Raw genomic sequence first — 26,998 nt, 5'->3', positions numbered from 1 at the left:
CCGACCATCCATGCACCAACGCCGGACGAGGTGTCCAGCGTTCATGCTGCACCGCGATATAGTCAGCGTCCTTCGCGATACCAGGTGGCGGACAGCGCCATCAGCAGAACGGCGAGACCGAGGAACCCGGCAAACAGGGGCGTGCGGTCGACGCCGCGCAGCACGCTTTCCTCCGTGGTCTTGAGCCCGATCCAGTCGCGCCCCTCCGCGTCCGCGCGGCCCGACACGGGCACGACGCGCGGCACGGACACGTCGCCCGTGGCCTCCGCCAGCCTGCGCACGGAGCCGCGGGTCGCATCCGCAATCGGCTGGAGCTTCTCAGTGGTAGAGATCGCCTCGCGATACTCGCGCGGGTTCACCGGGCCGACATTGGCGAGCGCCCGCAGGTCGCCGTTGGCGACCTGATAGAGCCCGAGCTCCTCCGCCTTCAGGCTGCCGCGCCATTCGCCCGCACCGCCTTCGGTGAGCGGCAACTGCACGGCGCGACCTGTCGGCGTCACCACCGTCGCCGGACCCGGATCGTCGCCGATCGTGTGACGCGTGACGACGAGGTCGGTGCCGAGGCCTTCGGCGTCCAGCGCCTCCTCCTCCAACTGCGGCTCCTTCATCAGCCAGTGGGCGAGCCGGCGGAACAGCGGCACGTGCGGTCCGCCGCCCTCGTATCCGCGCGACCAGAGCCAGCCCTGGTCCGACAGGAGCAGCGCAACGCGACCCTCGCCGGCGCGATCGAGAACCAGGAGCGGCTTGCCGTCCGGGCCGTTCATCACCGTCTCGCCCCGCGTCTCGCCGACATCCACCGAGCGGAACCAGGGGCTCCAGTCTGGCGGCGTCGCGCCCGCGCCCGGCAGGTCGCGCGTCACGGGATGCTTGCGGCCGAGATCGGACAGGACGGGCCGGAAGGCGCGCTGGTCTACCGAGCCGGTGGGCAGCGCCGGGAGGATCGAACTGAGCGGCGAGTTGGCAACGGAGTCGGGGCCGGCATATTCGGGGCCGGAGGCGATCAGCATGGCCCCGCCGTTCTGCACGTACTGGGCGATGTAGTCGTAATAGAGCGTCGGCAGCACGCCGCGCCGTTGGTAGCGGTCGAAGATGATGAGGTCGAAGTCCTCGATCTTCTCGACGAAAAGCTCGCGCGTCGGGAAGGCGATCAGCGACAGCTCGTTGATCGGCGTGCCGTCCTGTTTCTCCGGCGGTCGTAGGATGGTGAAATGGACGAGGTCCACCGCCGCGTCGGACTTCAGGAGGTTGCGCCAGGTCCGCTCGCCCGCGTGCGGCTCGCCGGAGACGAGCAGCACCCGCAGGTTCTCGCGGATGCCGTCGATCACGGCGATGGCGCGGTTGTTGACGGGCGTCACCTCGCGCGGGTCCCGCGCGGCCGACAGTTCCACGATGTTCTTGCCGGCGCGCGGCAGGGTGATCTCGACCTGCGCGTCCTGGCCGGGCGTGGCGCTGCGGCGCTCCACGAGGTCGCCGTTCAGGAAGATCTGGACATCCACCGGGTTGGCTGAGGCTCCCTGGCCTTCCTCCACCACGCGGAAGGTGAGGGTCTGCGGCTGGTCGACCAGGGCGAAGCGGGGCGAGGTGACGAGGTCGAGCCGCCGGTCGAACTCGTCCGGCCGCCCGGTGACCAGCGTATGGACGGGCGCGTCGAAGCCAAGAGCGGCAGCGTTCTCTGGAATGTCGTGGACCTGCCCGTCCGTCACCAGGATGGCCCCACCGACGCGGGCGGGCGAGACGTCGCGCAACCCGTCGCGAAGGGCACTGAAGAGCGCCGTCGTCGCGTCGCCCTCGCCGGCGAAGCGCGCCTCGATCGTACGGACTTCGAACTGCGGGTAGTCGGCGAGCCTCTGGCGGAGCTGTTCCACCGCCGCGTCGGTCTGCGCGGTGCGCTCGCCGATCGCCTGGCTCTGGCTGCGATCCACCACGACGCCGACGACGCTCTTCAGGGGATCGCGCTCCTCGCGCAGGATCACGGGGTTGAGGAGCGCCAGCACCAGCGCGGCGAGCGCGAGGCTGCGCACCACGGCGCCGCGCATGCGGGCCGCCAGAAGCGCAACCGCGAGCAGGACGGCCGGCACCGTGAGGATCGCGATGACGGTCCAGGAGAAGAAGGGCGAGACGTCGATCGACCAGGTCATGGCGCTATTGCCCTAGGCGTTCGAGGAGGGCGGGCACGTGGACCTGGTCGGCCTTGTAGTTGCCGGTCAGCACATACATCACGATGTTGACGCCCGCCCGGTACGCATACTCGCGTTGCGAGGGATCGGCATTGTCGGTCGGAAACACGAAGAGCCCGTTGCCGTCCACCGCCCAGGCGCTGGCGAAGTCGTTGGACGTGATCATGATGGACGACACGCCGTCGCCCGCGCTCGCCGGCCGCGCCTCGGCGTCGGCCGAGCGCACCAGCGATTCGACCCAAAGGTCCGAGCCCGTGTGGCGGCCTGGAAAGCTGTCCATGATGTAGAAGGCCTTGGTGAGCACATGGTCGGCCGGGACCGGCTCCAGCGGCGGAATGTCGAGATCGGCCAGGATGTCGCGCAGGCGCCGTTGGCCGGCTGAGACCGTGGTGCCCGACAGGTCGCCCATCGCGTCGCCCTCCACGTCGAAGAGAACGGTCCCGCCCTGCTTCATGTAGGCATCGACCCGGCTGATCGCCTCCTGGCTCGGCATCGGGGCGGAGGCGTGGATGGGCCAGTAGAGGAGCGGGTAGAAGGAGAGTTCGTCCGTCGCGATGTCGACGCCCATCGGCGCGCCCGGCTCCAGCGCGGTCTTGGAGGCGACGAACTGCGACAGGCCGTCGAGCCCCTGGCGCGAGATCTCGTCGGTCGCGGCGTCGCCGGTCTCGACATAGGCGAGGTGCGTCGTCTCGGTCGCCGCGATGGCTCGTTCGGCGTCGATGCCTTCCAGACCCTGCGTCGCCAGCGAGGCGGGGGGCGGAGACTCCTGCGCGAGCGCCCGGTCGGCATGGCCCGCGCCAGCAAGCGCCAGGGCGAGCACCAGGGCGGCCGGAGCGGCGCGTCGGCCGAAGCCCCGCCGCAGCCGCGAGAAGCCCCCATGGAGCCAGAGCAGCGCCAGGGCATCCAAAGCGAAGAGCGCGACGGCACCGGCGAAGAGCCAGGGCGTCAGGTCGGTGGAGCCCTCGGTGCCGTAAGCGCGCAAAGCCGGCGCCTCGCCGAGGTCGAGCGCGGGCAGGGGGCGCAGGGTGGCGTCGGCTGCCAGGAGGTTCAAGGCGCGGTATCCCTCCGCCGTGCCGTAGAGGCCGGGCGGGTTCTGCGGGCTGGGCACGGGCGCGGCGCCGGGGGCGAGCACCAGGGGGCGGATCTCCGGGCCGGGCTGCACCAGCCGGGCGTTGCCGTCCATCACGCGATAGGGCGGGAGGCTGGTCTCCGCCGTCCCGCCCTCCGTTCCGACCGACCCGCGCGACAGGGAGACGATCCGGCGCAGCATATCGACGAAGGCGCCGGAGATCGGTAGGTTCGACCAGGTGGCCTCGGCGGTCGTGTGGAACAGGACGATGGAGCCCGCGCCGCGCGCCGCCGCCGTCACGATCGGCGTGCCGTCGGCAAGGCTCGCCCAGGTGCGCTCGGACAATTCGGCCGAGGGCTCGGCGAGGATCTGGCGCGAGACCGTGACGTCGGCCGGCACAGCGATGCCGGCGAACGGGCTGCCCTCGGCGATCGGCGCCAGCCGCTGCGGCTCCGACCAGGACAAGGCCCCGCCGAGCTGGCGCTCGCCGCCGCGAAGACGCACCGGCACCAGCGTGTCCTCCGCCGTGGAGGCGGCGAGGCGCGGACCGGCGAAGCGCACCAGCGTGCCGCCGTTGTCGAGGAAGGTGTTGAGCGCTTCCGTGGCCGCATCCGGTAGGACACCGATGTCGGCCAGCACGATCACCGAGGGGCGCTGCTCGACGAGGGCGGGAATGGCGGTGCCGAGGTCGGCGCTGCCGGCCCGCACGAGGTCGGCATAGGGCTCCAGCGCGCGGGTGATGTAGTAAAGCGGCGACAGGAGCGGCTGCGCGAGGTCGGCCGCCTCGCCTGAGACGAGCGCGACGCGCCGGCGCTGGAAGCTCTCGTCCACCAGGCGCACCGAGGCCGCGTCGTTCAGCCCTTCGCGCTCGATCCGGGCGACGTCGTTGCGCAGCTCCATGGGAATGGTGAAGCGCGCCTCGGCGGTGCGCGCGCCGGCGGCGAAGGCAAGCGGCGCGCGGCCGATCTCGCGCTCCTGCGCGTCCAGCGCGCGGAGCTGGTAGGTGGCGGGGCCGGCCTCGCCGTCGGGGCGCACGGCCCGCACCACCAGCGCGTCCGTCGCGTTGTCGGCGCCCGTCAGTCCGGTCAAGTTGCCGATCGGCGGGGAATAAAGGATCGTCTGCGCAACCCTAAACGAACGCAGGGTCTCGGCGGCCGCCTCCAGGCCGCCGCCGTCGAGACCGTCGCTCAGATACGCCAGGCTCGCACCGCCGGTGCCGCCGAGAACGGCGGCCAGCCGCGTAGTGGCGGCGGCCCTGTCGGGCGCGATCGGGCGCGGCTCGGCGGCGGCGAGACGCTCCAGCGCGGTCGCCGCCTCCACGGGCGCTGCGTCGTTGGCGGCGTCCTCGGCGGTCAGAACGAGCGACACGGGGCGACCGGCTTCGCCCGCCTCGCGGATCAGGTCCTCGGCCGCCGCGCGGCGCTCGTCCCAGTCGCGCGCGCTGGCCCAGCCGTTGTCGAGCATCACCACCACCGGCCCGTCGCCCGTGAGCGCGCTCTCGCGCGGGTTGAGGATCGGCGCGGCCAGCGCCAGGATGACCAGCGCGGCGAGAAGCAGCCGGAGGAGGGTCAGCCACCAGGGGCTGCGGGCCGGGGTTTCCTCCCGCTTCAGCACGCGCTCCAGGATGCGCAGCGGCGGAAAGGTCTCCGTCTGCGGACGCGGCGGGGTGAGCCGCAGCAGCCACCAGATCAGCGGAAGGGCGAGAAGGCCGGCAAGAACGAGCGGCGCGCCGAAGGACAAGGCTCCCATCAGGCGCGCGCCTTCATGTTTTGCGGCTGGCCGCTCAGATGGCCGTGCACGGCGACCAGCGGCTCGGAGGCCAGCCGGTCGGTGGCGTGGAAGACGTGGCTCCAGCCGAGCCGACGGCAATGCTGCCCAAGCGCCTCGCGCCGCGCTTCGAAGGCGTCGCGATAAAGGTCTCGCAGCGCCTCGGCGCGCCCGGCGGTCAGCTTCATGCCGGTCTCCGGATCCTGGAACTCGGTGCGGCCGGCATAGGGGAAGGCGACCTCGGCGGGGTCGGCGATTTGCACGACGTGGCCCCGCACGCCCTGGCGAGCGAGCGTGTCGATGCGCTCAAGCAGCTCCTCGATCGGATCGAGAAAGTCGCCGACCAGCACGATCTCGCTGAAGCGCTTGAGCCGATCGGTCTCGGGGAAGCCGCCGGACGGCCGGTTGGTCTGAAGTGCGGCAGCGATCCGCTCGGCCGCATTGCGCGCCGAGACGGGCGCGAGCACGCCGGGATAGCCGATCCGCTCGCCCGAGCGCGCCAGAAGCTCGGCTAGCGCCAGCACCAGGACCAGCGCGCGGCTTTCCTTGGACACGAGGCCTTCCCGGCTCTGGTAGAGCATGGAGGGCGAAGGGTCGGCCCAGAGCCAGACCGTCTGGGCCGCTTCCCATTCGCGGTCCCGGAGATAGACGTTGTCGTCGCGCGCGGAGCGCCGCCAGTCGATGCGCGAGACCTGCTCGCCGTCGACGAAGGGGCGGAACTGCCAGAAGTTCTCGCCGGTGCCGCGCCGCCGACGCCCGTGCCAGCCGGTGGCGACGGAGGCCGAGACGCGCCGCGCCTCGACCAGGAGGTCGGGCAGGAGGGCCGCGCGCTGGCGGGCGCGGTGCAGCGCCTCGCCGCCCGTGACGGCGTCCGTGATGCGCCCGACCGTGGCCATGGTTTCAGCCCGCCTGTTTGGCGAGACGCGCGATGACCTCGCGGACGCCGATCCCCTCGGCGCGCGCGGCGAAGTTCAGCGCCATGCGGTGCTGCAGGATCGGCTCGGCCAAGGCCCGCACGTCGTCGATCGACGGGGCGAGGCGCCCCTCGTAGAGCGCGCGGGCGCGCACGCAGGTCATCATCGCCTGGGAGGCGCGGGGGCCGGGACCCCAGGCGACATGCGTGTCGGCCTCCTTCGAGCCCTGGCCCGGCCGGGCCGAGCGCACGAGCGACAGGATCGCCTCCACCACGCTCTCGGGCACCGGCATGCGGCGCACCAGCGTCTGGATCTCGCGCAGGCGGTCGGACGTCATCACGGCGACGGCCTTGTCCTCGGCGACGCCGGTGGTGGCGAGCAGGATGCGCCGCTCGGCCTCGATCGAGGGATAGTGCACGTCCACCTGGCAGAGGAACCGGTCGAGCTGGGCCTCGGGGAGGGGATAGGTGCCCTCCTGCTCCAGCGGGTTCTGCGTCGCGAGCACGTGGAACGGCGCGGGCAGATCGTGCCGCTCGCCGGCCACCGTCACATGATATTCCTGCATGGATTGCAGCAGCGCCGACTGCGTGCGCGGGCTGGCGCGGTTGATCTCGTCGGCCATCAGGAGCTGCGCGAACACCGGCCCCCGCACGAAGCGGAAGGAGCGGCGGCCCGTTTCGTCCTGGTCCATGACCTCGGTGCCGACGATGTCCGACGGCATGAGGTCGGGCGTGAACTGGACGCGGCGCGCGTCGAGCCCGAGCACGGTGCCGAGGGTCTCCACCAGCTTGGTCTTGGCAAGGCCCGGCACGCCGACCAGAAGCGCATGGCCACCCGCCAGGATCGCGACCAGGGTCTGCTCCACGACGCTTTCCTGGCCGAAGATCACGCGGGCGACGGATTCGCGCGCCTTGGCGATATCGGCGAGCGCGCGCTCGGCTTCCTCCACCATGCCGCGCGTGTCGACGGGAGGCTCCGGGTGGGCGAGTATCGTCATCCTTCGGGGCCTTTCGATGAGTCGCTTCGGGAGGGGCCGGCGACGAGGACAGGCCCCATAGAATCGAGGCCGGGGCCGTCTGGCAAGCGCCGGGGTGCGCGACTATTTGGTGACGGCCAAGGCCGGCCAAAATAAGACGGGCTCCGGCCGTAGACCTTGGGGAACAGCGCACCATGCCGCAGGAACAGGACACGAATTCGGCATCCGTCTCGCTGGAGGCCCTGGTCTCGCGCGCCGAGCGGGCGGGCCGGTCGGCGCCGCCGGTGGAGCGCTGGAACCCGGACCATTGCGGCGACATCGACATGGCCATCGACGAGGACGGGCGCTGGTTCTACCAGGGCTCGCCGATCGACCGCCCGGCGCTCGCCCGCCTCTTCTCCAGCGTGTTGCGGCGTGAGCCCGACGGCTCCTTCGTGCTGGTGACCCCCGCCGAGAAACTGACCATCCGCGTCGCGGACGCGCCCTTCGTCGCCGTCGAGATGAGCGACGAGGGGGGGCGCCTCAGCTTCCGAACCAACATGGGCGACATGGTGGAGGCGGACGAGGCGCATCCCCTGCGCTTCGCCACCGGGACGGGCGGCGCCTTCCGCCCCTATGTCCGCGTGCGCGGCGGGCTGGAGGCGCGGCTCACCCGCTCGCTCGCCTTCGATCTCGCGCAGCGGATCGAGGAACGGGAGGGCGAGGCCGGCATCGCATCGGGCAGCGCCTGGTTCCCCGTGCCGCTCCCGCCCGGCGGACTGGATGCCTGAGCGCATGTTCGATGCCGCTGACCTCAAGGCGCGCCTCCTGACCAGGGGGCTCGGCGCGCTGGAGCACGACACGGGCGACCACATCCTCAACCCGGACTGGGAGCAGCTTGCCGAGAGCGCGGCGGCGCGCGAAGCGGCCGTGCTCGTGCCCGTGGTGGACCGTCCGGGCGAGGCGGGCGTGATCCTCACGACGCGCGCCGCGCACTTGCGCAAGCATTCCGGCCAGGTCGCCTTTCCCGGTGGCTCGGTGGATGCCGCCGATCCGTCGGTGGAAGCCGCGGCGCTCCGGGAGGCGCGCGAGGAAATTGGGCTCGACCCGGGCGATGTCGAGGTGATCGGCCGCCTGCCGCGCTATCGCACCACGACGGGCTTTCGCATCACGCCCGTCATCGGCATCGTCGATCCGGGCTTTGCGCCCCGTCCGGACCCTTCGGAGGTCGCCGACGCCTTCGAGGTGCCGCTCGGCTTCCTGATGAACGCGGCCAACCACGCCAAGGACAGCCGCGTCTGGCAGGGCAAGCCGCGATACTTCTACACGATGCCCTTCGGCGACCGGTATATCTGGGGCGTGACGGCGGGCATCCTGCGCACGCTCTACGAAAGGCTCTACGCATCATGACGCGCATCGAGGCGGACTGGCTCCGCGACCCCGCCCTTCGAACCATCCTGTCCAGCCTTTCGACGAACGGCGAGGAGGCGAAGGTCGTGGGCGGCGCGATCCGCAACACCCTGATGGGCCGTCCGATCACCGACATCGACGTCGCCACCACGACCCTGCCGGCGGAGACGATCGCCCGCGTCGACGCGGCGGGGCTGAAGGCCGTGCCGACCGGCGTCGAGCACGGCACGGTAACGGTGGTGGCGGACGGACGCCCCTTCGAGGTCACGACGCTCCGCCGCGACGTCGAGACCGACGGGCGGCACGCCAAGGTCCTGTTCGGGCGCGACTGGGCGGCGGACGCTTCGAGGCGCGACTTCACCATCAACGCGCTCTATTGCGATGCCGACGGCGAGATCCTCGACCTCGTGGGCGGCCTGCCCGACATCGAGAGCGGCACGCTGCGCTTCATCGGCGAGGCGTCGCAGCGCATCGAGGAGGATTATCTCCGCATCCTGCGCTTCTTCCGCTTCTTCGCATGGTACGGACGAGGCCGGCCGGACGGGGAGGGGCTGCGTGCGTCGTCGCGCCTGAAGGAGGGCCTCGACCGCCTGTCGGCCGAACGCGTCTGGAACGAGTTGCGCAAGCTCCTCGCCGCGCCCGACCCGGCGCGCGCCCTTCTCTGGATGCGCCAGGCCGGCGTTCTCAGTCGCGTGCTTCCCGAGAGCGAGAAATGGGGGATCGATGCGATCCACGGCCTGATCGAGACCGAGCGGCTCTACGGCTGGGCGCCCGACCCGATCCGCCGGCTCGAGGCCATCGTGCCGCCCGACGCCGCGCGCCTGCGCGACATGGCGGGGCGCCTGCGCCTGTCCAACGCGGACCGCGATCGGCTGGTCGCCTGGGCGATGGCGGAGGCACCTGCGACGGAGAGCGATGCGGCCTTTCGAGCCCGCCTTTATCTCGGCGACGCCGATGCGCTCGCCGATCGCCTCGCGCTGGCGCTGAACTCCGAGAGAACCGCCGCCACGCAGAATCCCGACAAGCTGCCCCAGGTCGCGCTGCTGGCCGCACGGCACGAGGCGGCCGTGGGCTTCGAGCCGCCGGCCTTTCCCTTGTCCGGCCACGACCTTGCGGCGGCCGGCGTCGCGCAGGGGCCGGAGATCGGCCGCACACTCGACCGGCTGAAGCGCGCCTTCGCCGAGAGCGGCTTCGTGCTCGGGCGCGAGGCCCTGCTCAAGCTGGTCTGAACCCATGAAAAAGGGCGCGGATTTGATCCGCGCCCGCATCATTTCCGCCGGCCTCGTCGGCGAGCCTCTGCCCCTTAACAGGGCTCAGTGCTTGACGCTCGTCTCGTGCATTCCGTCACGGATCGCGTCCATCAGGCGCTGGGTGATGGTTTCCACCCCCAGTTGCTTGGCCTGCGTCACGGCGCGTCGCATGACCTCCGCCTGAGACTCGGCGCGGATCACGCGCTCGCAGCCTGGAATGACGCCGTGGCAATCGAGTTCGTACATCACAGTCCTCCCTGGTCGATCCTTCGGCCGCGCGGATGCGCCAGCCGCCTGCCCTTCGAAACCATGCGGTCGGAATGCACGTCTGCCCGCAGGACTCCTCGGTTCCGCGAACCCCCCGTTTGCCCACTCTCGGACAGCTTCGGGTTGCACGGACCTTAACAGGAGTTTTCCGTATGTGAACAGGACGTTGTTGGGTGTTTAACCAATTCGTGTCCGCAGGCTAGACATAGGGTCGGCGGGGAGAAAGACGAGGGTTGGTTCCCCGGTCTTCAGCCCGCCAACGAAATCGTCAGGGCCACTTCACGAGGGGGGGCAGGGACGACAGGATGGAGGCGACGTTGCCGCCCGTCTTGAGGCCGAACAGGGTGCCCCGGTCGTAGAGGAGATTGTACTCGACATAGCGCCCGCGCCGCACGAGCTGCTCCTCGCGCTCCGCTTCCCCCCAGGGCGTGGCGGCGTTCTGCCGTACGAGGTGGGGATAGACCACAAGGAACGCCTTTCCGACGTCGCGGGTGAAGGCGAAGTCCGCTTCCCAGCCGCCCGCTTCTTCCGGCGAGTGCAGCCAGTCGTAGAAGATGCCGCCGACGCCGCGCGGCTCCTTGCGGTGCGGCAGATAGAAATATTCGTCGCACCAGGTCTTGTAGCGGTCGAAATCCGCGACGGCCGAATGACGCTGGCAGACGAACTGCAGCGCCTTGTGGAAGGCGCGCGTGTCGGGGTCCTCCGCCGTGCGGCGTGCGCTCAGCATCGGGGTGAGGTCCGCGCCGCCGCCGAACCACTGGCCGGTCGTCACCACCATGCGCGTGTTCATGTGGACCGCCGGCACGTGCGGATTGCGCGTGTGGGCGATCAGCGAGATACCGGACGCCCAGAAGCTGCGGTCGCTCGCCGCGCCCGGGATCTGCGCGGCGAAGTCCTCCGACAACTCGCCGTAGACCGTCGACGTATGGATGCCCGCCTTCTCGAAGACGCGGCCGTTCTGCAGCATCGACATGGTGCCGCCGCCGCCGTTCTCGCCGCGCTCCCAAGGCGTGCGCTCGAAGCGGCCGGGGGCAAGCGTCTCGTCGGAGCCGAACTCGTCCTCGAGGTCCTCGAAGGCCTGGCACAGCCGGTCGCGCAGCGCCTCGAACCAGGTTCGCGCCTCTTCCTTCTTGGCGTCGAGGTTTTCGGGAAGGCCCTGCGGCAGTTCGGGACGTTCCATGGCGCTCGACGATCCTCCGGCCCCGGCCCCCGCCGGCATGCATCGGCTCTGGCTAGCAGGTGCGAGAGCGTTTCGGAAGCGATCCGTTGCTGGGAGCCAGGCGGATGCGACTCGAATTCGCTTAGGTCCGCGCCTATATTCGGTCCCGACAGGAGCTCGCCGAGACAGGAGCCCGACGGTCCGATGGCCCCGCTTCCGCCACCCCCTCTGGACGGCCTTCGCCGCCAGCTCCGCGCCCGGCGCGAGGCGCCCCCGCGCGACAGCTTCGTGCGCGAGACCTTTACCCTGCCGCGCCCGGAGGCGCGGACCGTGGCGCGAGAGTGGTTCGCCCGCTATCCCAAGGCCGCCTATTGGACGCAGGTCGAAAGCTGGCGCCTCCTGCCCGGCGGCGAAGTCGAGTTCACGATGCGCCGCCTGCCGAGCGCCGACTGAGCCGCTCGCGCAAGGCGGGCAGGGCGCCCAGCGTCGGCGCGGTGAGCGGCTCGGGCAGGGCGTCCAGCGCGAACCAGTCGAGGCCGTCGTGCTTGTCCGGCTCCACGATGCGCGGCTCGCCCGAAGCGTCCTCCACGAGATAGACCGGCGCGAACCAGTGATGGCCGGCGTCCCGGTCGATCTGGTCCACGACGCAGAGGAGATCGCGCGCCGCGATGGCAAGGCCGGTTTCCTCCAGCACCTCGCGTTCGGCCGCTTCCGCCGCCCGCTCGAACAGGTCCACCTTGCCGCCCGGCAGGCCCCAGGCGCCGGCTTCCGGTTCGCGCCGGCGCCGGATCAGGAGCAGCCGGCCGTCGCGTAAGATTGCCGCGCCGGTGCCGAGCCTCGGTTCGCGTGTGCTCATGCCGTTCGCCCCCAATGCAACTGCCGCATCGCCTCGCCCGCCACCATGGCGGCGCTCACCGCGAGATTCAGGGAGCGCGCACCTCCCTCCATCGGGATCGTCGCCCTGATTTCTGCGAGGTCGTGCACCGCCTGCGGGACGCCCGCACTCTCGCGACCGAACAGGAGAATGTCGTCCGGCCGGAAGTCGACGTCGCAATAGGCCGCGTCGGCCTTCGTGGTCAGGAGCACGATCCGCCGCCCCGCCGCCCGCCGCGACGCCTCGAAGGCCTCGAAATCGACATGCCGAATCAAGCGGGCCATCGCGAGATAGTCCATGCCCGCGCGTTTCAGAGCCCGGTCGGAGAGGTCGAAGCCCGTCGGCTCGATGATCTCGACATCGAGGCCGAGACAGGCGCCGAGCCGAAGGATCGTGCCGGCGTTCCCGGCGATGTCGGGCTGGTAGAGGGCGATGGACGGGCGCATTGCGACCCGATACCCAAGCGCGCGGTCGTTGGATACGGTCCGTTTCGTGAAATCGTCGCCCGGCCGCCTATATGGTGGCGACCCGGCCGCTTCGCGTGCCGCCTGCACGATCTGCCGGACCGAATGCCCATGTTCGCCTTCTTCGAAAAGCTCGTCGATCCGTTCCCCGCCGGCGTGGCCAAGAGCCCGCCGGCCGAGTTCCGGCGCTTCGTCTGGCATTACGCCAAGCCTGTCCGCTGGCTGCTGGTCGGCATGGCCATGATGTCGGGCGTGATCGCGGTGATCGAGGTCTCGCTCTTCGCCTTCCTCGGCTCGATCGTGGACTGGCTCTCGTCGGCGAACCCGGAGACGTTCCTGGCCGACGAGGGCTGGCGTCTTGCGGGCATGGCCTTCGTGATCCTGGTCCTGCTGCCGGGCCTCGCGCTTCTCGAATCGCTGATCTCGTTCCAGGCGCTGTTCGGCAACCTGCCGATGCGCTTCCGCTGGACCGCGCACAACTGGTTGCTCAACCAGTCGCTCGGGTTCTTCCAGGACGAGTTCGCCGGCCGCGTCTCGACCAAGCTGATGCAGACCGCGCTCGCCGTGCGCGAGACGATCATGAAGTCGATCGACGTATTTCTCTACGTCGCGGTCTACTTCACCGGCATCATCGTGCTGGTAGCCGCCGCCGACTGGCGCCTGATGCTGCCCTTCGCGGGCTGGCTGGCGCTCTACGTCCTGATGCTGCGCTACTTCATTCCGCGGCTCGGTTCGGTCGCCGAGCGCCAGGCCGATGCGCGCGCCGAGATGACGGGCCGCATCGTCGACGCCTATTCCAACATCGGCACGGTGAAGCTCTTTGCCCATACGCCCCGCGAGGTGACTTACGCGCAGGACGCCATGCGCCTGTTCCTGAAGCCGGTCTACGGGCAGGGGCGGCTCATCACGCTCTTCTTCGTCTGTCTCCTGTTCCTCAATTCGCTGCTGCTGTTTGCCGTCGGCGCAATGGGGATCGGGCTTTGGGTCAACGGGCTCGTGTCGGTCGGCGCGGTGGCGGTCGCCATCGGTCTCGTCCTGCGGCTCCACGGCATGGCACAGTGGATCATGTGGGAGGTCTCGGCGCTGTTCGAGAACGTCGGCACGATCCGCGACGGCATCGCGACCTTCACCCAGCCCGTGGCGCTCACCGACGCGCCGGACGCGCGCCCGCTGGCCGTCGCGTCGGGCGAGGTCCGCTTCGACAAGGTCTGCTTCGCCTATGCCTCGGCCAGGCCCCATCGTGCCGCCGGCCCGGTGGTGCAGGATTTCGACCTTACGATCCGGCCGGGCGAGAAGATCGGCCTCGTCGGCCGCTCGGGCGCCGGCAAGTCGACGCTCCTCAACCTTCTCCTGCGCTTCTACGACGTCCAGTCCGGCCGCATCCTGATCGACGGGCAGGATATTGCTCGCGTCACGCAGAACTCGCTGCGCGCCCATATCGGCATGGTCACGCAGGACACCTCGCTCCTCCACCGCACCATCCGCGAGAACATCCTCTACGGTCGGCCCGACGCCACCGACGAGGAGGTCCGCCATGCGCTTCGCCGCGCCGAGGCGGAGGACTTCGTGGACGCGCTGGTCGATCGCGAGGGCCGGCGCGGCCTCGACGCGGAGGTGGGAGAGCGCGGCGTGAAGCTGTCCGGCGGTCAGCGCCAGCGCATCGCCATCGCCCGCGTCATGCTGAAGGACGCGCCGATCCTACTTCTCGACGAGGCGACCTCGGCGCTGGATTCCGAGGTCGAAGCCGCGATCGCCTCCAATCTCTACCGCCTGATGGAGGGCAAGACGGTGATTGCGGTCGCCCATCGCCTGTCCACAATCGCCGCGCTCGACCGCCTCGTCGTTCTCGACAAGGGCCGGATCGTCGAAGAGGGGAGCCATGGCGATCTGATCGCGAGCGGCGGCCTCTACGCCGATCTCTGGCGCCGTCAGGTTGGCGGCTTCCTGGATGCAGGCGAGGACGAGGAACCCGTGGCCTCCGCCCAGACACGCGCGGCCGAATGATCGACGGCCTGCTGCGGCGCTTCGAGCGCGTCATCGACCCCTACGGCGACGCCGAGCCGGACGGCGTGGAGCCGCGCCGGGTCGGCGCTCTGCCGCCGCTGCCGCGCGAGACCAACCGCTTCATCTGGCACTTCGCCCGCGAGGCGAAATGGCCGTTTTTGGCCCTCCTGGTGACCGGTGGCCTGACCGGCGCGGTGGACGCGCTGCTCTACGCCGCCGTCGGCTGGGTGGTCGACGCTCTGGGGTCCTCTTCGCCGGCGAGGCTCTTCGTCGATCACTTCTGGCTGCTGGTCGGGCTTGCGGTCACGACGCTTCTGGTGCGCACCCTCGTCCTCTTCGCGGCTTCCGTGATCGAGCAGCAGGTCATCGTGCCCTCGCTCTACAACCGCATCCGCTGGCAGTCCTACCGGCGGCTGATGGACCAGTCCTACACCTTCTTCCAGAACGACTTCGCCGGCCGCGTCGCCCAGAAGGTGCAGCAGGTCGGCGAGGCGACGGGCGACTTCATCGTCACGACGCTGCAGACCTTCTGGAGCTTCGTCACCTTCGCGATCCTCGCCGTCGCGATCCTCGGCGCGATGGATCCATGGATGGGGCTCGTACTGCTCCTCTGGGCCGTCGGCTACGGCTGGATCGTCCGCGACCTCCTGCCGCGCATCCGCCGTGCGGGCCGCGAGAGCGCGGAGGCGCGCTCGGTCATGTCCGGCCGCGTGGTGGACAGCTTCACCAACATTCTGGCGGTGAAGCTCTTCGATCCCGGCCGCCGCCAGGACGCCTTCGTTCTCGGCGGCTTCCGTCGCTATGTCGATGCCATCCGCGCCATGACGCGCGCCATCACCGCCGTGCGCACGGCGGTCGCCGTCCTCAACGGCTTCATGATGACCGCGATCGGCGCGCTGGCCCTCCATTCGTGGACCCAGGGGACCGCCACCACCGGCGACGTCGCGACGGCCCTCGGCCTGATCCTGCGGCTCAATCAGATGAGCGGCTGGATGATGTTCAACATCAACGGCCTCGTGCGCAACTACGGCACGGTGCAGGACGCCGTCGCCACCGTCTCGGCCGCGCCCGTGCTGGTGGACAAGCCGGACGCTCCCGCCCTCCGCCCGGCCGGCGGGGCGGTCGAGTTCCGCGACATGACCTTCCACTACGGCAAGGGAAAGGGCGTCATCGAGAACTTCTCGCTCCAGATCCGGCCGGGCGAGAAGGTGGGGCTGGTCGGCCGCTCGGGCGCCGGCAAGACGACGCTCGTCAACCTCCTCCTGCGCCTCTACGACGTGGAGAAGGGCACGATCCTCCTCGACGGGCAGGACGTTTCCGCCGTCACCCAGACCTCGCTGCGCAACCAGATCGGCGTCGTCACGCAGGACACGTCGCTGTTCCACCGCTCGATCCGCGACAACATCGCCTATGGCCGGCCGGAGGCGAGCGAGGAGGAGATCATCTCCGCCGCCCGGCGGGCCGACGCGCTCGGCTTCATCCAGACGGTGCGCGACCCCAACGGGCGCGAGGGGCTCGACGCCTATGTCGGCGAGCGCGGCGTGAAACTGTCGGGCGGCCAGCGCCAGCGCATCGCCATCGCCCGCGTCTTTCTGAAGAACGCGCCGGTCCTGGTGCTCGACGAAGCGACCTCGGCGCTCGACTCGGAAGTGGAAGCGGCGATCCAGGGGAATCTTTCCGCGATGATGGAGGGCAAGACGGTGATCGCGATCGCGCACCGCCTGTCCACCATCGCGCAGCTCGACCGGCTCGTCGTGATCGATGCCGGCCGCATTGTGGAAGAGGGAACCCACGCCGAACTGGTGCGGCAGGGCGGCCTCTATGCCTCGCTCTGGGCTCGCCAGTCCGGCGGATTCCTGCCGGCGGCCGCCGAATAGGCAGGGTTCTGCGGCGGTCTGGCGCCGGGCGGCGGACCGGTCGCTCCCCGGGACTTGAGCGGAGCGTGCCCGTCGAGCGACATAACCGCCCGAACCGCCGCCACAGTCTGGACAAGTTCCAAGTGGGCGCTTAGAAATCGCGGCCGAAACGGCTCTAGGGGAGGGCGCGGTCGCTCCGGCGCTCGGTGTGCTCCGCGAGGTCGTGTTGGGACTGAGGCGGGTGCGCGAGAATCGGCGCGCCGGCCCTGAAGGAGCGCATTTCTCCGTGAGCGTCGATCACAGCAGCGAACCCACACGCCGGGATTTCCTATACATCGCGACGGGGGCGGCCGGCGTCGTCGGTGCCGCCGCGGCCCTCTGGCCCTTCATCGACCAGATGAACCCGGACGCCGCGACGCTGGCGCTGGCGCAGGTGGACGTGGACATCAGCCAGATCGCGGCCGGCCAGTCGATCACCGCAAAGTGGCGCGGCAAGCCGATCTTCATCCGCCAGCGCACGCCGCAGGAGATCGAGGAAGGCAAGGGTGTCGACCTCTCCGCGCTCAAGGACCCGATCGCCCGCAACGCCAACCTGCCGTCCGACGCGCCCGCGACCGACGCCAACCGCGCGGCGGAAGGCCAGGAGCAGTGGCTCGTGATGGTGGGCGTGTGCACGCATCTCGGCTGCGTTCCGCTCGGCCAGTCGGGCAACTACGACGGCTGGTACTGCCCGTGCCACGGCTCGCACTACGACACGGCGGGCCGCATCCGCCAGGGACCGGCGCCCGAGAACATGGCCGTGCCGCTCTACTCCTTCCCCAATCCCACCACGATCCGCATCGGCTGAGGCAAGAGGCACAAAGAACATGAGTGGTCCTTCGTCCTACGTGCCGACCAACGGCGTCATGCGCTGGCTCGACGCCCGCCTGCCGCTGCCCCGGCTCCTCTACGATTCCTTCGTCGTCTTCCCGGTTCCGCGCAATCTGAGCTACGCCTACACGTTCGGCGGCATCCTGGCGCTGTTCCTCGGCATCCAGATCCTGACCGGCGTCGTGCTGGCAATGCACTATGCGGCCAATTCCGGCATCGCGTTCCAGTCCGTCGAGAGCATCATGCGCGACGTGAACTGGGGCTGGATGCTGCGCTACATGCACGCCAACGGCGCCTCGTTCTTCTTCATCGCCGTCTACATCCACATCTTCCGCGGGCTCTACTACGGCTCCTACAAGGCCCCGCGCGAGATCATGTGGATCCTCGGCGTCATCATCTTCCTCCTGATGATGGCCACCGCCTTCATGGGCTACGTCCTGCCCTGGGGCCAGATGTCCTTCTGGGGCGCCACGGTGATCACCGGCTTCTTCACCGCCTTCCCCGGCATCGGCGGCCCGATCCAGACGCTGCTTCTCGGCGGCTTCGCGGTCGACAACGCCACGCTCAACCGCTTCTTCGCCCTGCACTACCTCCTGCCCTTCATGATCGCGGGCGTCGTGATCCTGCACATCTGGGCGCTGCACGTGGTGGGCCAGACCAACCCGACCGGCGTCGAGATCAAGTCGTCCAAGGACACGGTGCCCTTCACGCCGCACGCGACCATCAAGGACGGGTTCGCGATGGTCGTGTTCCTGGCCTTCTTCGCCTATTTCGTCTTCTACATGCCGAACTACCTCGGCCATCCGGACAACTACATTCCGGCCAACCCCCTGCAGACGCCCGCCCACATCGTGCCGGAATGGTACTTCCTGCCCTTCTACGCGATGCTGCGCGCCATCACCTTCAACATCGGCCCGATCGATTCCAAGCTCGGCGGCGTTCTGGTGATGTTCGGCTCGATCATCATCCTGTTCTTCCTGCCCTGGCTCGATACCAGCCGCGTGCGCTCCACCGCCTATCGGCCGATCTACAAGATCTTCTTCTGGGTCTTCGCGGTGAACGCGGTGCTGCTCGGCTGGCTCGGCTCGCGGCCGGCGGAGGGCATCTATCCGACCCTGTCGCTGATCGGCACCATCTATTACTTCGCGCACTTCCTGATCGTCCTGCCGGTCCTGGGCCTCATCGAGACGCCGAAGAAGCTGCCGAACTCGATCACGGAGGCGGTGCTGGCCAAGCACGGCGCCGCACGCGGAGCGCCTGCCGGCGCCGCCGCCTCTCCCGAAACCAAAGGCTGAACGAAGCGACCCATGGACCTTGCAATGAGAAAGCTTCTTCCAGCCTTCCTGGCAGCCGGCGTCGTGCTGACGCCGATGCTCGGGTTCGCCCAGGAGACGGCGGCGCCCGCCGGCCAGATCGTCGGTGACGCACCGGGCGAAGCGCCGGACGCAGCGCGCGGCACCGAGCAGGCCGTCGCCGAAGGGCATGGCGGCGAGCACGCCGAAGGGCATACCCCGCACTATCCGCTGAAGAAGCCGGCGGAGCTCAACTGGACCTTCGCCGGCCCCTTCGGCCATTGGGATCTCGGCCAGCTCCAGCGCGGTCTGAAGGTCTACAAGGAGGTCTGCTCGAACTGCCACTCGATGAACCTCGTGGCGTTCCGCAACTTCGAGGCGCTCGGCTACAGCGACGACCAGGTGCGTGCGCTCGCGGCCGAGTACCAGATCACCGATCCCGCGCCGAACGCGCAAGGGGAGATGTTCGAGCGGCCGGGCATCCCGTCCGACCATCTGCCCTCGCCTTACCCGAACCCGGAAGCGGCGGCCGCCGCTCTCGGCGGCGCGCATCCGCCGGATCTGTCGCTGATCGCCAAGGCCCGTTCCGTGGAGCGCGGCTTCCCGCGCTTCCTCCTCGATATCTTCCCCTGGAGCCAGTACGCCGAAGGCGGGCCGGACTACATCCACGCTCTGCTGACGGGTTACGAGGAGGCGCCGGCGAACGTCACGATCCAGCCGGGCACGTACTACAACCCGCACTTCATTTCGGGCCCAGCTCTGGCCATGGCACCGCCGCTGGCCGAGGGTCAGGTGACCTACGACGACGGCGCGCCGACCACGGTGGAGCAGTATTCCCGCGACGTTTCCGCTTTCCTGATGTGGGCGGCCGAGCCGCACCTCGTCGAGCGCAAGGCGACCGGCTTCGTGGTGATGATCTTCCTGATCGGTTTCGCGATCATGTTGTATCTCGTCAAACGCCGCGTGTGGGCGGATACCCCGCATTAAGCCCGTTGCACGGAATATGGAACGAGGGGCCTGACGGCCCCTTTTTCTTGGGCTCTCACCGCCTTCGATCCACCTTCGGGTGAGGGAACTTTCACCAATAGGCCCTTAGGTTCGTCGTCGCACCTGGGGAATCCCGATGTTCCGCCTTCCGTCACTCGATCTCATACGCATCAGCTCGGTGATCGCTTTGTCGGCGAGCATGATCATCGGCTCGATCGCGTTGCGTGGCGTGCTGGACAGGCGCGAAATCGCAACGGAATCTCTCCGGCAGCTTCGCTTCTTCGAACTGGCGACCGCCGCTGCCTCCGCGATGACCAAGGAGAGGCTTCCCCTGGAGACGGCGCTCAGCCTCGAGCCGGAGCAGTCTCTCGGCGCCCGCGCCGATCTGCGCGGCGCGCGCCTGTCGACCGACATGGCGATCGCGCGCCTGCACCAACATCTTGGCGAAGCGGCTGCCGAGCCTGACCTGAACTTCAACTTCCTCATGACGCTTCTGCGCGACGAACGTCGCCTGGCCGACTCCCTCCTGACTTTGCCCGTCAAGGATCGGCAGACGAGCCTCCAGCTGCGCATCGCGCGCGGCATGTCGGCCATATCGGAAACGTTCGTGCCGTTCGTGGACAGGGCCGCGAAGCGTGTCATCGAAGCCGACGAGAGCCTGACCGGCCGGGTGAACGTGGCGCGGCTCCTTGGTGCGCTCTACGAATCGGCTACGCGACTTGCGTCCGAGGTCACCCCCGCCCTGAAACGCTCCGAGAAGATTCCGCCCGAGGCCGTGATGGGCAGCATGCGCGTCCAGCAGCGAATCCTGGCGCTTTGGGATGTCGGCGTGTCGCAGCTCGAATTCGGTATCGATTCCCCCGAACTGAGCCAGGCGATGGCCGCGATCCGGGCCGTCTACTTCGGCAAGGGCTTTCCGTTCCTCAGTCGTGCCATCGAGACTCACTCCCGCAAACCCGTGGCCTCCGCGGAGCAGGGGAGCCGGATCTCCGCCGTCTACGCTCCCACGACCTTTCCCATCGTGCACATGCGCGATCTCTATGTCGAGGCGATGATGCAGGAGGCGGAGGCCGTCCAGAACTCCACCCTTCAAGAGATGCGTCTGGTGCTGTCCCTGTCGGCGCTGGTCCTGGTGATGACGGCGACGGCGGCCTGGGTTCTCTACCGGCAGATGCTGCGGCCCCTGTTCGGGCTGCGCGACCAGATCCTGGCCCTGTGCGAGCGCCGCCCCATCGCGCGGCGCCCCTACGAGGGCTCGGTCGACGCGGTTCAGAGCCTTTACAGGGCTCTGGACACGCTGGCCGCGCGAGACCGCGAGCGCATGATCCTGGAGGAGGAGCGGGCGGCCCTGGCGGAGAAGTTGCGCACCTTGTCCGAGACGGACGAACTGACCTCCCTTCCCAATCGACGCGGGTTGTTCGTTCGGCTGGACTGCTTCGGGACGCAGGCGCGGGAGTATGTCGCCATTCTCGGCGATATCGATCATTTCAAGGCGGTGAACGACACCTGTGGCCACGGGGCGGGCGACGAGGTTCTCGCTGCCTTCTCCGCGCTCCTGCGCAAGCGCGCCGGAGCCGATGTGGTCGCCGCGCGCTATGGCGGCGAGGAGTTCGCCATCCTGGTCCGTTCCGACGACGTCGAGAGCGTTCTGGCCTTCGCGGAGGACCTGCGGGCCGAGGTCGAAGCCATGACGGTCGAGACATCGGCCGGGCCGGTCCGCGTGACGGTCAGCTTCGGCCTCGCCCACGAGCGGGGACCCGTCTCCTCCTGGCAGACCCTCCTCACCCTGGCCGACAAGGCGCTCTACGACGCCAAGTCGGCCGGCCGCAATCGCGTGCGCCTGACGAACGCGACCATCGCCGCGCTGGAGGATCGTTCGGGGGACGACGACCACGGTGCCGCCCCGTCCCGGACCACGGCCTGAGCCGAGCGGTCAGACGTTGAACTTGAACAGCATGATGTCGCCGTCCTGGACGACGTATTCCTTGCCTTCGTCGCGGGCCTTGCCGGCCTCTTTGGCTGCCACTTCGCCGCCGAGCGAGACGAAGTCGTCGTAGCCGATCGTCTGGGCGCGGATGAAGCCCTTCTCGAAGTCGGTATGGATCACGCCGGCCGCCTGGGGCGCCTTGGCGCCCCGCTTCACGGTCCAGGCCCGCGTCTCCTTCGGACCCACCGTGAAGTAGGTGATGAGGTCGAGAAGCGCGTAGCCTTCGCGGATCAGCCGGTCGAGGCCGGGCTCCGTCAGGCCCATCGCCTCCAGGTACTCGCCGACCTCGTCCTCGCCGAGCTGGGCGATCTCCGCCTCGATGGCGGCCGAGATGACGACGCTGCGTGCGCCCTGGCGCTTGGCCATGGCGGCGACCGCTTCCGAATGCGCGTTGCCGGTCGCCGCATCGCTTTCCGCGACGTTGCAGACGTAGAGCACGGGCTTCGAGGTCAGGAGATTGAGGTTGCGAAGCTGCTGCCGGTCGTCGGCGTCGAGCGAGCCGAGGAGCGTGCGGGCCGGCTCGCCGTTCTGGAGCTTGCCGAGCGCCGCTTCCATGACCGGAAGCTGGGCCAGCGACTCCTTGTCCTTGCCCTGCGCCTTCTTGCGCGTGGCCACGATCCGGCGCTCGAGGCTCTCGAGGTCGGAGAGCATCAGCTCGGTCTCGACCGTCTCGGCATCCGCAACCGGGTCGATGCGGCCCTCGACATGGGTGATGTCGTCGTCCTCGAAGCAGCGCAGCACGTGGACGATCGCGTCCACTTCGCGGATGTTGGCGAGGAACTGGTTGCCGAGCCCTTCGCCCTTGGAGGCGCCGCGCACGAGGCCGGCGATGTCGACGAAGGTGATGCGGGTCGGGATGATCTGCGCCGACTTGCCGATCTTGGCGATGGGCGCCATGCGCGGGTCGGGCACGCCGACGTCGCCGGTGTTCGGCTCGATCGTGCAGAACGGGTAGTTCGCCGCCTGCGCCGCCGCCGTCTTGGTCAGCGCGTTGAAGAGGGTGGACTTGCCGACATTGGGAAGTCCGACGATGCCGCAGCGAAAGCCCATGATTGTCTTGCCTTCAGTCTCGTGGAAGGGGCAGGCCCGTCCGGGCGCCCGTGTCGAATGGAATAGGGTTCAGGTCGGGTCGCCGCCGCCGAGCAGCCGGCGCAGCATGCCCGCCATCGGCCCGGCGACAGGCGCCGGGCTCGGCTCGGCGCCGCGGGCCTGGCGCACGTGGCTCTGGCCCTTCGCCTTGCCGGCGCCCCCCTTGGCGCCCGTCGGCTCTTCCGAGCCGCCGGCGGCGAGCGTCACCTTGTTCATGAAGACGGCGTCCTCGCCGGCGACCAGCGCATCGGCGTTGCGCGCGACGGCTTCCAGCAGCGGCTCCAGCCACTCGCGGTCCACCTTGGCGAAGTCGCCGAGCACATGCGGACTCACCCGCTCCTTGGAGCCGGGATGCCCGATGCCGAGCCGCACGCGGCGGTAGTCCTTGCCGAGATGCGCGTCGATGGAGCGCAGCCCGTTATGCCCGCCGTGGCCGCCGCCGGTCTTCACGCGCAGCTTGGCCGGGGGCAGGTCCAGCTCGTCGTGGAAGACGACGATCGCGGACGGGGGAATCTTGTAGAAGGCGGCCGCGGCCTGAACGGAGCGCCCGCTCTCGTTCATGAAGGTCAGCGGCTTGAGCAGGAGCACCTTGGTGCCGGCGATCGTGCCTTCGGCGATCTCGCCCTGAAACTTCTTCGACCACGGAGAGAAGCCGGGAAGCCGTGCGATCTCGTCCACGGCCATGAAGCCGATATTGTGCCGGTTCCCGGCATATTGCGCGCCGGGATTGCCGAGCCCCACCATGAGAAGCATGCGCCCGTTCTCCAGCGATCCGGGACCGGCTCGAGGCCGGACCCGCCATCGGGATGCGGCGGAAGCTAAAGGGCGTCCGCCGCAGACACGATCAGTTGCCGGACTTCGGCTCGTCCTCGGCCTTGGCGTCCGACTGCTCGATGACTTCCGTCTCCAGGGTCTCGGCGTCGAGCTCGTCGGTGTCCTCGGCCATCGGCGGGACGATCGTGGCGATCACGAACTCCTCGTCGGTGGTCAGGCGCACGCCCTTCGGCAGCTTGAGCGCCGTCGAGCTGACGGCGTCGCCGATGTCGAGGCCGGTCAGGTCGAGCGTGAAGCCCTCCGGGATCGACTGCGCGGCGCAGACCACTTCGATGTCGTGGTGCACGACGTTGAGCGTGCCGTCCTTGGCCTTGATGCCCGGGGCGGCGTCTTCGTTCTCGAAGTGAACGGGGATCCGGACCGTGACTTCCGTGCGCTCGGAAACGCGCAGGTAGTCGACGTGGGTCAGCGTGTCCTTGACGACGTCGAGCTGGTAGTCCTTCGGGAGGACCTGGATCTTCTTGCCGCCGACGTCGATCGTGATGACCGTCGTCAGAAAGCCGCCGGCGTGCAGCTTCAGGAAGGTCTCCTTGTAGGGGACCGCGATCGGCAGGGGCTCCTGCTTGTCGCCGTAGATGACGGCGGGCACCATTCCGTTGCGGCGGAGATGTCTGGCGGCCCCCTTGCCGACCTTCTCGCGCGCTTCGGCCTTGACCGTGTAGCTCTCGCTCATGGCTTGAATCCTTGTTTCCGTTCAGAGGATGCCGGACCGGACCACGAGGCGCCGGAACGACGAAAAGCGGCCCCAAGGCCGCTTCACGCCCGCGCTGCCTCCAAGGGTGTCCGCGCGGGCGGGTTGGCTATAGCGTCCAAGCCCGCAAAGGGCAAGACGAGGGGGAATCGCATGGCACGTCTGACCGCGATCGGCTTCGATGCCGACGATACGCTCTGGGAGAACGAGACGCGCTTCCGGCTGACGGAGGAACGGTTCCGCGCGATGCTGGCGCCCCATGCCGATGCGGACACGGTGTCCCGCCGCCTCCTGGAGACGGAACGACGTAATCTCGCGACCTATGGTTTCGGCGTGAAGGGCTTCACCCTGTCGCTGATCGAGACGGCGATCGAGGTGACGAACGGACGCGTCGGGTCGACCGAGATCGGGGCGATCCTCGCCGAAGGCCGCGCCATGCTGGAGCATCCGGTGGAACTCCTGCCCGGCGCGCGGGAGGCGGTGGAACGTCTGTCCGGTCGTTACCGCCTGATCCTCGTCACCAAGGGCGATCTCTTCGACCAGGAGCGAAAGCTCGCGGCGTCCGGACTTGGCGATCTGTTCGACGCGGTGGAGATCGTCTCCGACAAGACGGAGGGCACCTATGCCCGCGTCTTCGCGCGCCATGCGGACGGGCCGGAGAGGGCCATGATGGTCGGAAACTCGCTCCGCTCCGACGTTCTGCCGGCGCTGGCCGTGGGCGCCTGGGGCGTCCACGTGCCCCACGATCTCACCTGGGAATACGAGAGGGCCGAGGCGCCGACCGATCACCCGCGGTTCCGGGCGATCGCCTCGCTGGAGGATCTGGAGCCGCTTCTGGCCGAGATCGGCTGACGATCAGTCGAAGAGCGAGGAGACCGACTGTTCGGTCGTGGTGCGCGAGATGGCCTCGCCGAGCAGGGTCGCGGTGCTGATGACGCGGATGTTGCGCGCCTCGCGAATGGCCTTGGTCGGCTCGATCGAGTCAGTAATGACTAGTTCCTCGATCGAGGAAGCGGCGATGCGGGCGACCGCGCCGCCCGAGAGCACGCCATGGGTGATGTAGGCGCGAACGCCCTTGGCGCCCGCCGCCATCAGCGCGTCGGCCGCGTTGCAGAGCGTGCCGCCGGAATCGATGATGTCGTCGATCAGGATGCAGTGCCGCCCCTCGACATCGCCGATGATGTTCATCACCTCGGACTCGCCGGGCTTCTCGCGGCGCTTGTCGACGATGGCGAGCGGGGCGTCGAGGCGCTTGGCGAGCGCCCGGGCGCGCACCACGCCGCCGACGTCCGGCGAGACCACCATCACGCGGTCGGTCTCCAGGTGCTCCTTGATGTCGCGCGCGAGCAGCGGCACCGCGAAGAGATTGTCGGTCGGAATATCGAAGAAGCCCTGGATCTGCCCGGCATGGAGATCCATCGTCATCACCCGATCGGCGCCGGCACGGGTGATGAGGTTGGCGACGAGCTTGGCCGAGATCGGCGTGCGGCCGCCGGCCTTCCGGTCCTGGCGGGCGTAGCCGAAATAGGGCAGCACGGCCGTGATGCGGCGGGCCGAGGCTCGGCGCAGCGCGTCCATGATGATGAGAAGCTCCATCAGATGGTCGTTCGCCGGGTAGGACGTCGACTGGATGACGAAGCAGTCCTCGCCGCGCACGTTCTCCTGGATCTCGACGAAGATCTCCTGGTCGGCGAAGCGGCGCACCGAAGCCGCGCCGAGCGGCAGCTCCAGGTAGCGCCCGATCGATTCGGCCAGGGTGCGGTTCGAGTTGCCGACAAAGAGTTTCATCGCTGACCGCTTCATCCGTATCGAGGCCTGCCGGCACCTCGCGGGAGGAGCCGGTCTGTTGGGCGGGCTCTTAACAAGATGGTGGAAAGATTCAAGGTTGCGCTGCGGGAAAGACCGCCGCGCGGTTAAGGAACGCTCCCTTTCAGCCCGTCGACTTGAGTTCGATCGGAAGGCGCGACAGGCATTCCGGCGCGCCGTCGGTCGTCAGGTAGGTCTGGCCGAGGCACATGGCCGTGCCGGAGTCGGAATCCATGATGATCATGTGGGCGAACAACGTCATGCCCGGCCGGATGGGCTCGGCATTGCCGGAGACGAACATCTGCGGGTCCATCCAGGACGGCGCGAAGCGTGCCCCGACCGAATAGCCGCAGGCGGCCAGGCGATGGCGCACGAGATCGTGCTCTTCCATCACGCGGGCATGGGCGTCGAACACGTCGCCGAAGGTCTGGCCGGGGCGCATGACCGCCTCCACCGCCTTCAGCGCCTCTGCTCCCGCTTCGAACAGCTCCTCGTGGCGCATCAGCGGCCGACCGACAATGAGCGTGCGCATCAGCGGCGCGTGGTACTGCGCCTTGACGCCCGACCATTCGATCGTGAGCTGATCCTGGCCCGAGAGCTGCCGGCGCCCTGACTTGTAGCGGCAGAGAAGGGCGTCCTCGCCCGAGCCGAGGATGAACGGGTTGGCGGGATAGTCGCCACCCTTGAGCAGGATGTCGCCCTGCAACGCGTGGAGAAGCACGCCCTCGTCGGCGCCCTCGCGCACCAGCGGCCACATCGCCTCGAAGGCCTCGTCGCCGAGCCGCGCGGCCTCTCTTGTATAGGCGATCTCGGCGGCGCTCTTGACGACGCGAAGCGAGGGCACGAGGTCGGAGGCATCGATCAGCGTCGCGAAGGAGCCGAGCTTCTCCTCCACCAGCTTGCCGTTCGAAGCGGTCAGGCCGTGGGTCGACCACTCGACGCCGACGCGCGCGCCGAGCAGGCCCATGTCGTCCATGATGTCGCGCAGCTCGATCGCCGGGTTCGCGCCGCCTCGGTCGCGCCAGACGACGATCGTCTCGATGTTGGAAGTGGCACGCGCCTGGCGCAGATCGGCAGAGCGGGTGAGGAGCCGCATCTCGCCGTCGGCCTTCACCACGAGGCACTGGAAGAAGCAGAAGCCGAACGTGTCGTAGCCGGTCAGCCAGAACATCGAGTCCTGTGCGAAGAGCATCATCGCGTCGAGCTTGCGCTCGGCCATCTCGGCGGACAGGCGCGCGCGGCGGCGCTCGAATTCGTCGGGCGTGAAATGTAGCAT

The 26,998-nt window shown here is 69.0% G+C and carries 24 protein-coding genes; 11 read left to right on the top strand and 13 right to left on the bottom strand.

Features of this window, described 5'->3' with window-relative positions; translation table 11 throughout:
* Positions 1-62: 62 nt before the first annotated feature.
* The 4 genes from O5O54_RS06465 to O5O54_RS06450 are packed head-to-tail and all read right to left on the bottom strand — an operon-like array spanning position 63 to position 6,924.
* Entirely contained in the window at positions 63-2,138 is a 2,076-nt protein-coding gene (locus O5O54_RS06465) for a hypothetical protein (protein ID WP_279479964.1), read from the bottom strand.
* Positions 2,139-2,142: 4 nt separating this feature from the next.
* On the bottom strand, positions 2,143-4,995 hold the full coding sequence (locus O5O54_RS06460; RefSeq protein ID WP_279479963.1) for a DUF4159 domain-containing protein: 2,853 nt from the start codon (positions 4,993-4,995) through the stop codon (positions 2,143-2,145).
* A complete protein-coding gene (locus O5O54_RS06455; RefSeq protein ID WP_279479962.1) occupies positions 4,995-5,909 on the bottom strand; it encodes a DUF58 domain-containing protein in 915 nt (304 codons plus the stop codon). The genes O5O54_RS06460 and O5O54_RS06455 overlap by 1 nt, the downstream gene beginning before the upstream one ends.
* A 4-nt stretch (positions 5,910-5,913) precedes the next feature.
* The gene (locus O5O54_RS06450) at positions 5,914-6,924 is read right to left on the bottom strand and encodes a MoxR family ATPase (protein ID WP_279479961.1); all 1,011 of its coding nucleotides are present in this window, start codon (positions 6,922-6,924) and stop codon (positions 5,914-5,916) included.
* 173 nt (positions 6,925-7,097) lie between these two features.
* Here O5O54_RS06450 and O5O54_RS06445 point away from each other — a divergent pair, with 173 nt between their 5' ends.
* The 3 genes from O5O54_RS06445 to O5O54_RS06435 are packed head-to-tail and all read left to right on the top strand — an operon-like array spanning position 7,098 to position 9,521.
* The gene (locus tag O5O54_RS06445) at positions 7,098-7,673 is read left to right on the top strand and encodes a DUF1285 domain-containing protein (RefSeq protein WP_279479960.1); all 576 of its coding nucleotides are present in this window, start codon (positions 7,098-7,100) and stop codon (positions 7,671-7,673) included.
* Positions 7,674-7,677: 4 nt separating this feature from the next.
* Entirely contained in the window at positions 7,678-8,292 is a 615-nt protein-coding gene (locus tag O5O54_RS06440) for a CoA pyrophosphatase (RefSeq protein ID WP_279479959.1), read from the top strand.
* Positions 8,289-9,521 (top strand): CCA tRNA nucleotidyltransferase, encoded by a 1,233-nt coding sequence (locus O5O54_RS06435; RefSeq protein ID WP_279479958.1) that lies wholly within the window; start codon positions 8,289-8,291, stop codon positions 9,519-9,521. Before O5O54_RS06440 ends, O5O54_RS06435 begins: the two co-directional genes overlap by 4 nt.
* Positions 9,522-9,605: 84 nt before the next feature.
* On the opposite strand, the gene O5O54_RS06430 is transcribed toward O5O54_RS06435, so the two are convergent.
* Together O5O54_RS06430 and hemF are read right to left on the bottom strand one after the other, a co-directional pair.
* Positions 9,606-9,788 (bottom strand): DUF1059 domain-containing protein, encoded by a 183-nt coding sequence (locus O5O54_RS06430; RefSeq protein ID WP_279479957.1) that lies wholly within the window; start codon positions 9,786-9,788, stop codon positions 9,606-9,608.
* A 289-nt stretch (positions 9,789-10,077) separates the two neighbouring features.
* Entirely contained in the window at positions 10,078-10,989 is a 912-nt protein-coding gene (hemF, locus tag O5O54_RS06425) for an oxygen-dependent coproporphyrinogen oxidase (protein WP_279479956.1), read from the bottom strand.
* 183 nt (positions 10,990-11,172) lie between these two features.
* On the opposite strand from hemF, the gene O5O54_RS06420 reads away from it, so the two are divergent.
* Positions 11,173-11,421, top strand: coding sequence for a hypothetical protein (locus O5O54_RS06420; RefSeq protein WP_279479955.1), 249 nt, complete (start codon positions 11,173-11,175; stop codon positions 11,419-11,421).
* Here the strand turns inward: O5O54_RS06420 and O5O54_RS06415 are convergent.
* Complete coding sequence (locus tag O5O54_RS06415) at positions 11,390-11,824, bottom strand: NUDIX domain-containing protein (protein WP_279479954.1); 435 nt, start codon at positions 11,822-11,824, stop codon at positions 11,390-11,392. The two genes, O5O54_RS06420 and O5O54_RS06415, sit on opposite strands and share 32 nt — an antisense overlap.
* Positions 11,821-12,288, bottom strand: a complete 468-nt coding sequence (locus tag O5O54_RS06410; protein ID WP_279479953.1) for a tRNA (cytidine(34)-2'-O)-methyltransferase — start codon at positions 12,286-12,288, stop codon at positions 11,821-11,823. Before O5O54_RS06410 ends, O5O54_RS06415 begins: the two co-directional genes overlap by 4 nt.
* 129 nt (positions 12,289-12,417) lie before the next feature.
* Here O5O54_RS06410 and O5O54_RS06405 point away from each other — a divergent pair, with 129 nt between their 5' ends.
* From O5O54_RS06405 to O5O54_RS06380, 6 genes are all read left to right on the top strand, one after another.
* Entirely contained in the window at positions 12,418-14,310 is a 1,893-nt protein-coding gene (locus O5O54_RS06405; protein WP_279479952.1) for an ABC transporter ATP-binding protein, read from the top strand.
* The gene (locus tag O5O54_RS06400; RefSeq protein WP_279479951.1) at positions 14,307-16,187 is read left to right on the top strand and encodes an ABC transporter ATP-binding protein; all 1,881 of its coding nucleotides are present in this window, start codon (positions 14,307-14,309) and stop codon (positions 16,185-16,187) included. The genes O5O54_RS06405 and O5O54_RS06400 overlap by 4 nt, the downstream gene beginning before the upstream one ends.
* A 265-nt stretch (positions 16,188-16,452) precedes the next feature.
* Positions 16,453-17,013, top strand: coding sequence for a ubiquinol-cytochrome c reductase iron-sulfur subunit (petA, locus tag O5O54_RS06395; RefSeq protein WP_279479950.1), 561 nt, complete (start codon positions 16,453-16,455; stop codon positions 17,011-17,013).
* A 19-nt stretch (positions 17,014-17,032) separates the two neighbouring features.
* Entirely contained in the window at positions 17,033-18,331 is a 1,299-nt protein-coding gene (locus tag O5O54_RS06390) for a cytochrome b N-terminal domain-containing protein (RefSeq protein WP_279479949.1), read from the top strand.
* 24 nt (positions 18,332-18,355) lie between these two features.
* Positions 18,356-19,315 (top strand): cytochrome c1, encoded by a 960-nt coding sequence (locus tag O5O54_RS06385; protein ID WP_279479948.1) that lies wholly within the window; start codon positions 18,356-18,358, stop codon positions 19,313-19,315.
* A 136-nt stretch (positions 19,316-19,451) separates the two neighbouring features.
* Complete coding sequence (locus tag O5O54_RS06380; RefSeq protein WP_279479947.1) at positions 19,452-21,239, top strand: GGDEF domain-containing protein; 1,788 nt, start codon at positions 19,452-19,454, stop codon at positions 21,237-21,239.
* Between the two features lie 9 nt (positions 21,240-21,248).
* Here O5O54_RS06380 and ychF read toward each other — a convergent pair whose 3' ends face one another.
* The 3 genes from ychF to O5O54_RS06365 all read right to left on the bottom strand — a co-directional run bounded on the left by ychF (position 21,249) and on the right by O5O54_RS06365 (position 23,898).
* Complete coding sequence (ychF, locus tag O5O54_RS06375) at positions 21,249-22,352, bottom strand: redox-regulated ATPase YchF (protein ID WP_279479946.1); 1,104 nt, start codon at positions 22,350-22,352, stop codon at positions 21,249-21,251.
* 69 nt (positions 22,353-22,421) lie between these two features.
* The gene (pth, locus tag O5O54_RS06370) at positions 22,422-23,144 is read right to left on the bottom strand and encodes an aminoacyl-tRNA hydrolase (RefSeq protein WP_279479945.1); all 723 of its coding nucleotides are present in this window, start codon (positions 23,142-23,144) and stop codon (positions 22,422-22,424) included.
* A gap of 91 nt (positions 23,145-23,235) precedes the next feature.
* Positions 23,236-23,898 (bottom strand): 50S ribosomal protein L25/general stress protein Ctc, encoded by a 663-nt coding sequence (locus tag O5O54_RS06365; protein ID WP_279479944.1) that lies wholly within the window; start codon positions 23,896-23,898, stop codon positions 23,236-23,238.
* Between the two features lie 171 nt (positions 23,899-24,069).
* On the opposite strand from O5O54_RS06365, the gene O5O54_RS06360 reads away from it, so the two are divergent.
* Positions 24,070-24,768 carry an HAD family hydrolase gene (locus O5O54_RS06360; protein WP_279479943.1) on the top strand — a complete coding sequence of 233 codons (699 nt, stop codon included), beginning with the start codon at positions 24,070-24,072 and terminating at the stop codon, positions 24,766-24,768.
* 3 nt (positions 24,769-24,771) lie between these two features.
* Here the strand turns inward: O5O54_RS06360 and O5O54_RS06355 are convergent, their stop codons facing one another.
* Positions 24,772-25,704 carry a ribose-phosphate pyrophosphokinase gene (locus O5O54_RS06355; RefSeq protein ID WP_279479942.1) on the bottom strand — a complete coding sequence of 311 codons (933 nt, stop codon included), beginning with the start codon at positions 25,702-25,704 and terminating at the stop codon, positions 24,772-24,774.
* 142 nt (positions 25,705-25,846) lie between these two features.
* On the bottom strand, positions 25,847-26,998 hold the full coding sequence (locus O5O54_RS06350; protein ID WP_279479941.1) for a Xaa-Pro peptidase family protein: 1,152 nt from the start codon (positions 26,996-26,998) through the stop codon (positions 25,847-25,849).

Source organism: Aureimonas sp. SK2, from assembly GCF_029813115.1.
Taxonomy (GTDB): Bacteria; Pseudomonadota; Alphaproteobacteria; order Rhizobiales; family Rhizobiaceae; genus Aureimonas.
This window is presented reverse-complemented; position numbering and strand designations above follow the sequence as displayed.

Bases quoted from the DNA above. Each gene is read 5' to 3' on its own strand.
- O5O54_RS06435 (WP_279479958.1), top strand. From the start codon at position 8,289: ATGACGCGCATCGAGGCGGACTGGCTCCGCGACCCCGCCCTTCGAACC.
- hemF (WP_279479956.1), bottom strand. From the start codon at position 10,989: ATGGAACGTCCCGAACTGCCGCAGGGCCTTCCCGAAAACCTCGACGCC.
- O5O54_RS06405 (WP_279479952.1), top strand. From the start codon at position 12,418: ATGTTCGCCTTCTTCGAAAAGCTCGTCGATCCGTTCCCCGCCGGCGTG.
- O5O54_RS06350 (WP_279479941.1), bottom strand. From the start codon at position 26,998: ATGCTACATTTCACGCCCGACGAATTCGAGCGCCGCCGCGCGCGCCTG.
- O5O54_RS06385 (WP_279479948.1), top strand. From the start codon at position 18,356: ATGAGAAAGCTTCTTCCAGCCTTCCTGGCAGCCGGCGTCGTGCTGACG.
- O5O54_RS06445 (WP_279479960.1), top strand. From the start codon at position 7,098: ATGCCGCAGGAACAGGACACGAATTCGGCATCCGTCTCGCTGGAGGCC.
- O5O54_RS06360 (WP_279479943.1), top strand. From the start codon at position 24,070: ATGGCACGTCTGACCGCGATCGGCTTCGATGCCGACGATACGCTCTGG.
- O5O54_RS06430 (WP_279479957.1), bottom strand. From the start codon at position 9,788: ATGTACGAACTCGATTGCCACGGCGTCATTCCAGGCTGCGAGCGCGTG.
- O5O54_RS06400 (WP_279479951.1), top strand. From the start codon at position 14,307: ATGATCGACGGCCTGCTGCGGCGCTTCGAGCGCGTCATCGACCCCTAC.
- pth (WP_279479945.1), bottom strand. From the start codon at position 23,144: ATGCTTCTCATGGTGGGGCTCGGCAATCCCGGCGCGCAATATGCCGGG.
- O5O54_RS06440 (WP_279479959.1), top strand. From the start codon at position 7,678: ATGTTCGATGCCGCTGACCTCAAGGCGCGCCTCCTGACCAGGGGGCTC.
- O5O54_RS06420 (WP_279479955.1), top strand. From the start codon at position 11,173: ATGGCCCCGCTTCCGCCACCCCCTCTGGACGGCCTTCGCCGCCAGCTC.
- O5O54_RS06460 (WP_279479963.1), bottom strand. From the start codon at position 4,995: ATGGGAGCCTTGTCCTTCGGCGCGCCGCTCGTTCTTGCCGGCCTTCTC.
- O5O54_RS06355 (WP_279479942.1), bottom strand. From the start codon at position 25,704: ATGAAACTCTTTGTCGGCAACTCGAACCGCACCCTGGCCGAATCGATC.
- ychF (WP_279479946.1), bottom strand. From the start codon at position 22,352: ATGGGCTTTCGCTGCGGCATCGTCGGACTTCCCAATGTCGGCAAGTCC.
- O5O54_RS06365 (WP_279479944.1), bottom strand. From the start codon at position 23,898: ATGAGCGAGAGCTACACGGTCAAGGCCGAAGCGCGCGAGAAGGTCGGC.
- O5O54_RS06410 (WP_279479953.1), bottom strand. From the start codon at position 12,288: ATGCGCCCGTCCATCGCCCTCTACCAGCCCGACATCGCCGGGAACGCC.
- O5O54_RS06465 (WP_279479964.1), bottom strand. From the start codon at position 2,138: ATGACCTGGTCGATCGACGTCTCGCCCTTCTTCTCCTGGACCGTCATC.
- O5O54_RS06380 (WP_279479947.1), top strand. From the start codon at position 19,452: ATGTTCCGCCTTCCGTCACTCGATCTCATACGCATCAGCTCGGTGATC.
- O5O54_RS06455 (WP_279479962.1), bottom strand. From the start codon at position 5,909: ATGGCCACGGTCGGGCGCATCACGGACGCCGTCACGGGCGGCGAGGCG.
- O5O54_RS06390 (WP_279479949.1), top strand. From the start codon at position 17,033: ATGAGTGGTCCTTCGTCCTACGTGCCGACCAACGGCGTCATGCGCTGG.
- O5O54_RS06415 (WP_279479954.1), bottom strand. From the start codon at position 11,824: ATGAGCACACGCGAACCGAGGCTCGGCACCGGCGCGGCAATCTTACGC.
- O5O54_RS06450 (WP_279479961.1), bottom strand. From the start codon at position 6,924: ATGACGATACTCGCCCACCCGGAGCCTCCCGTCGACACGCGCGGCATG.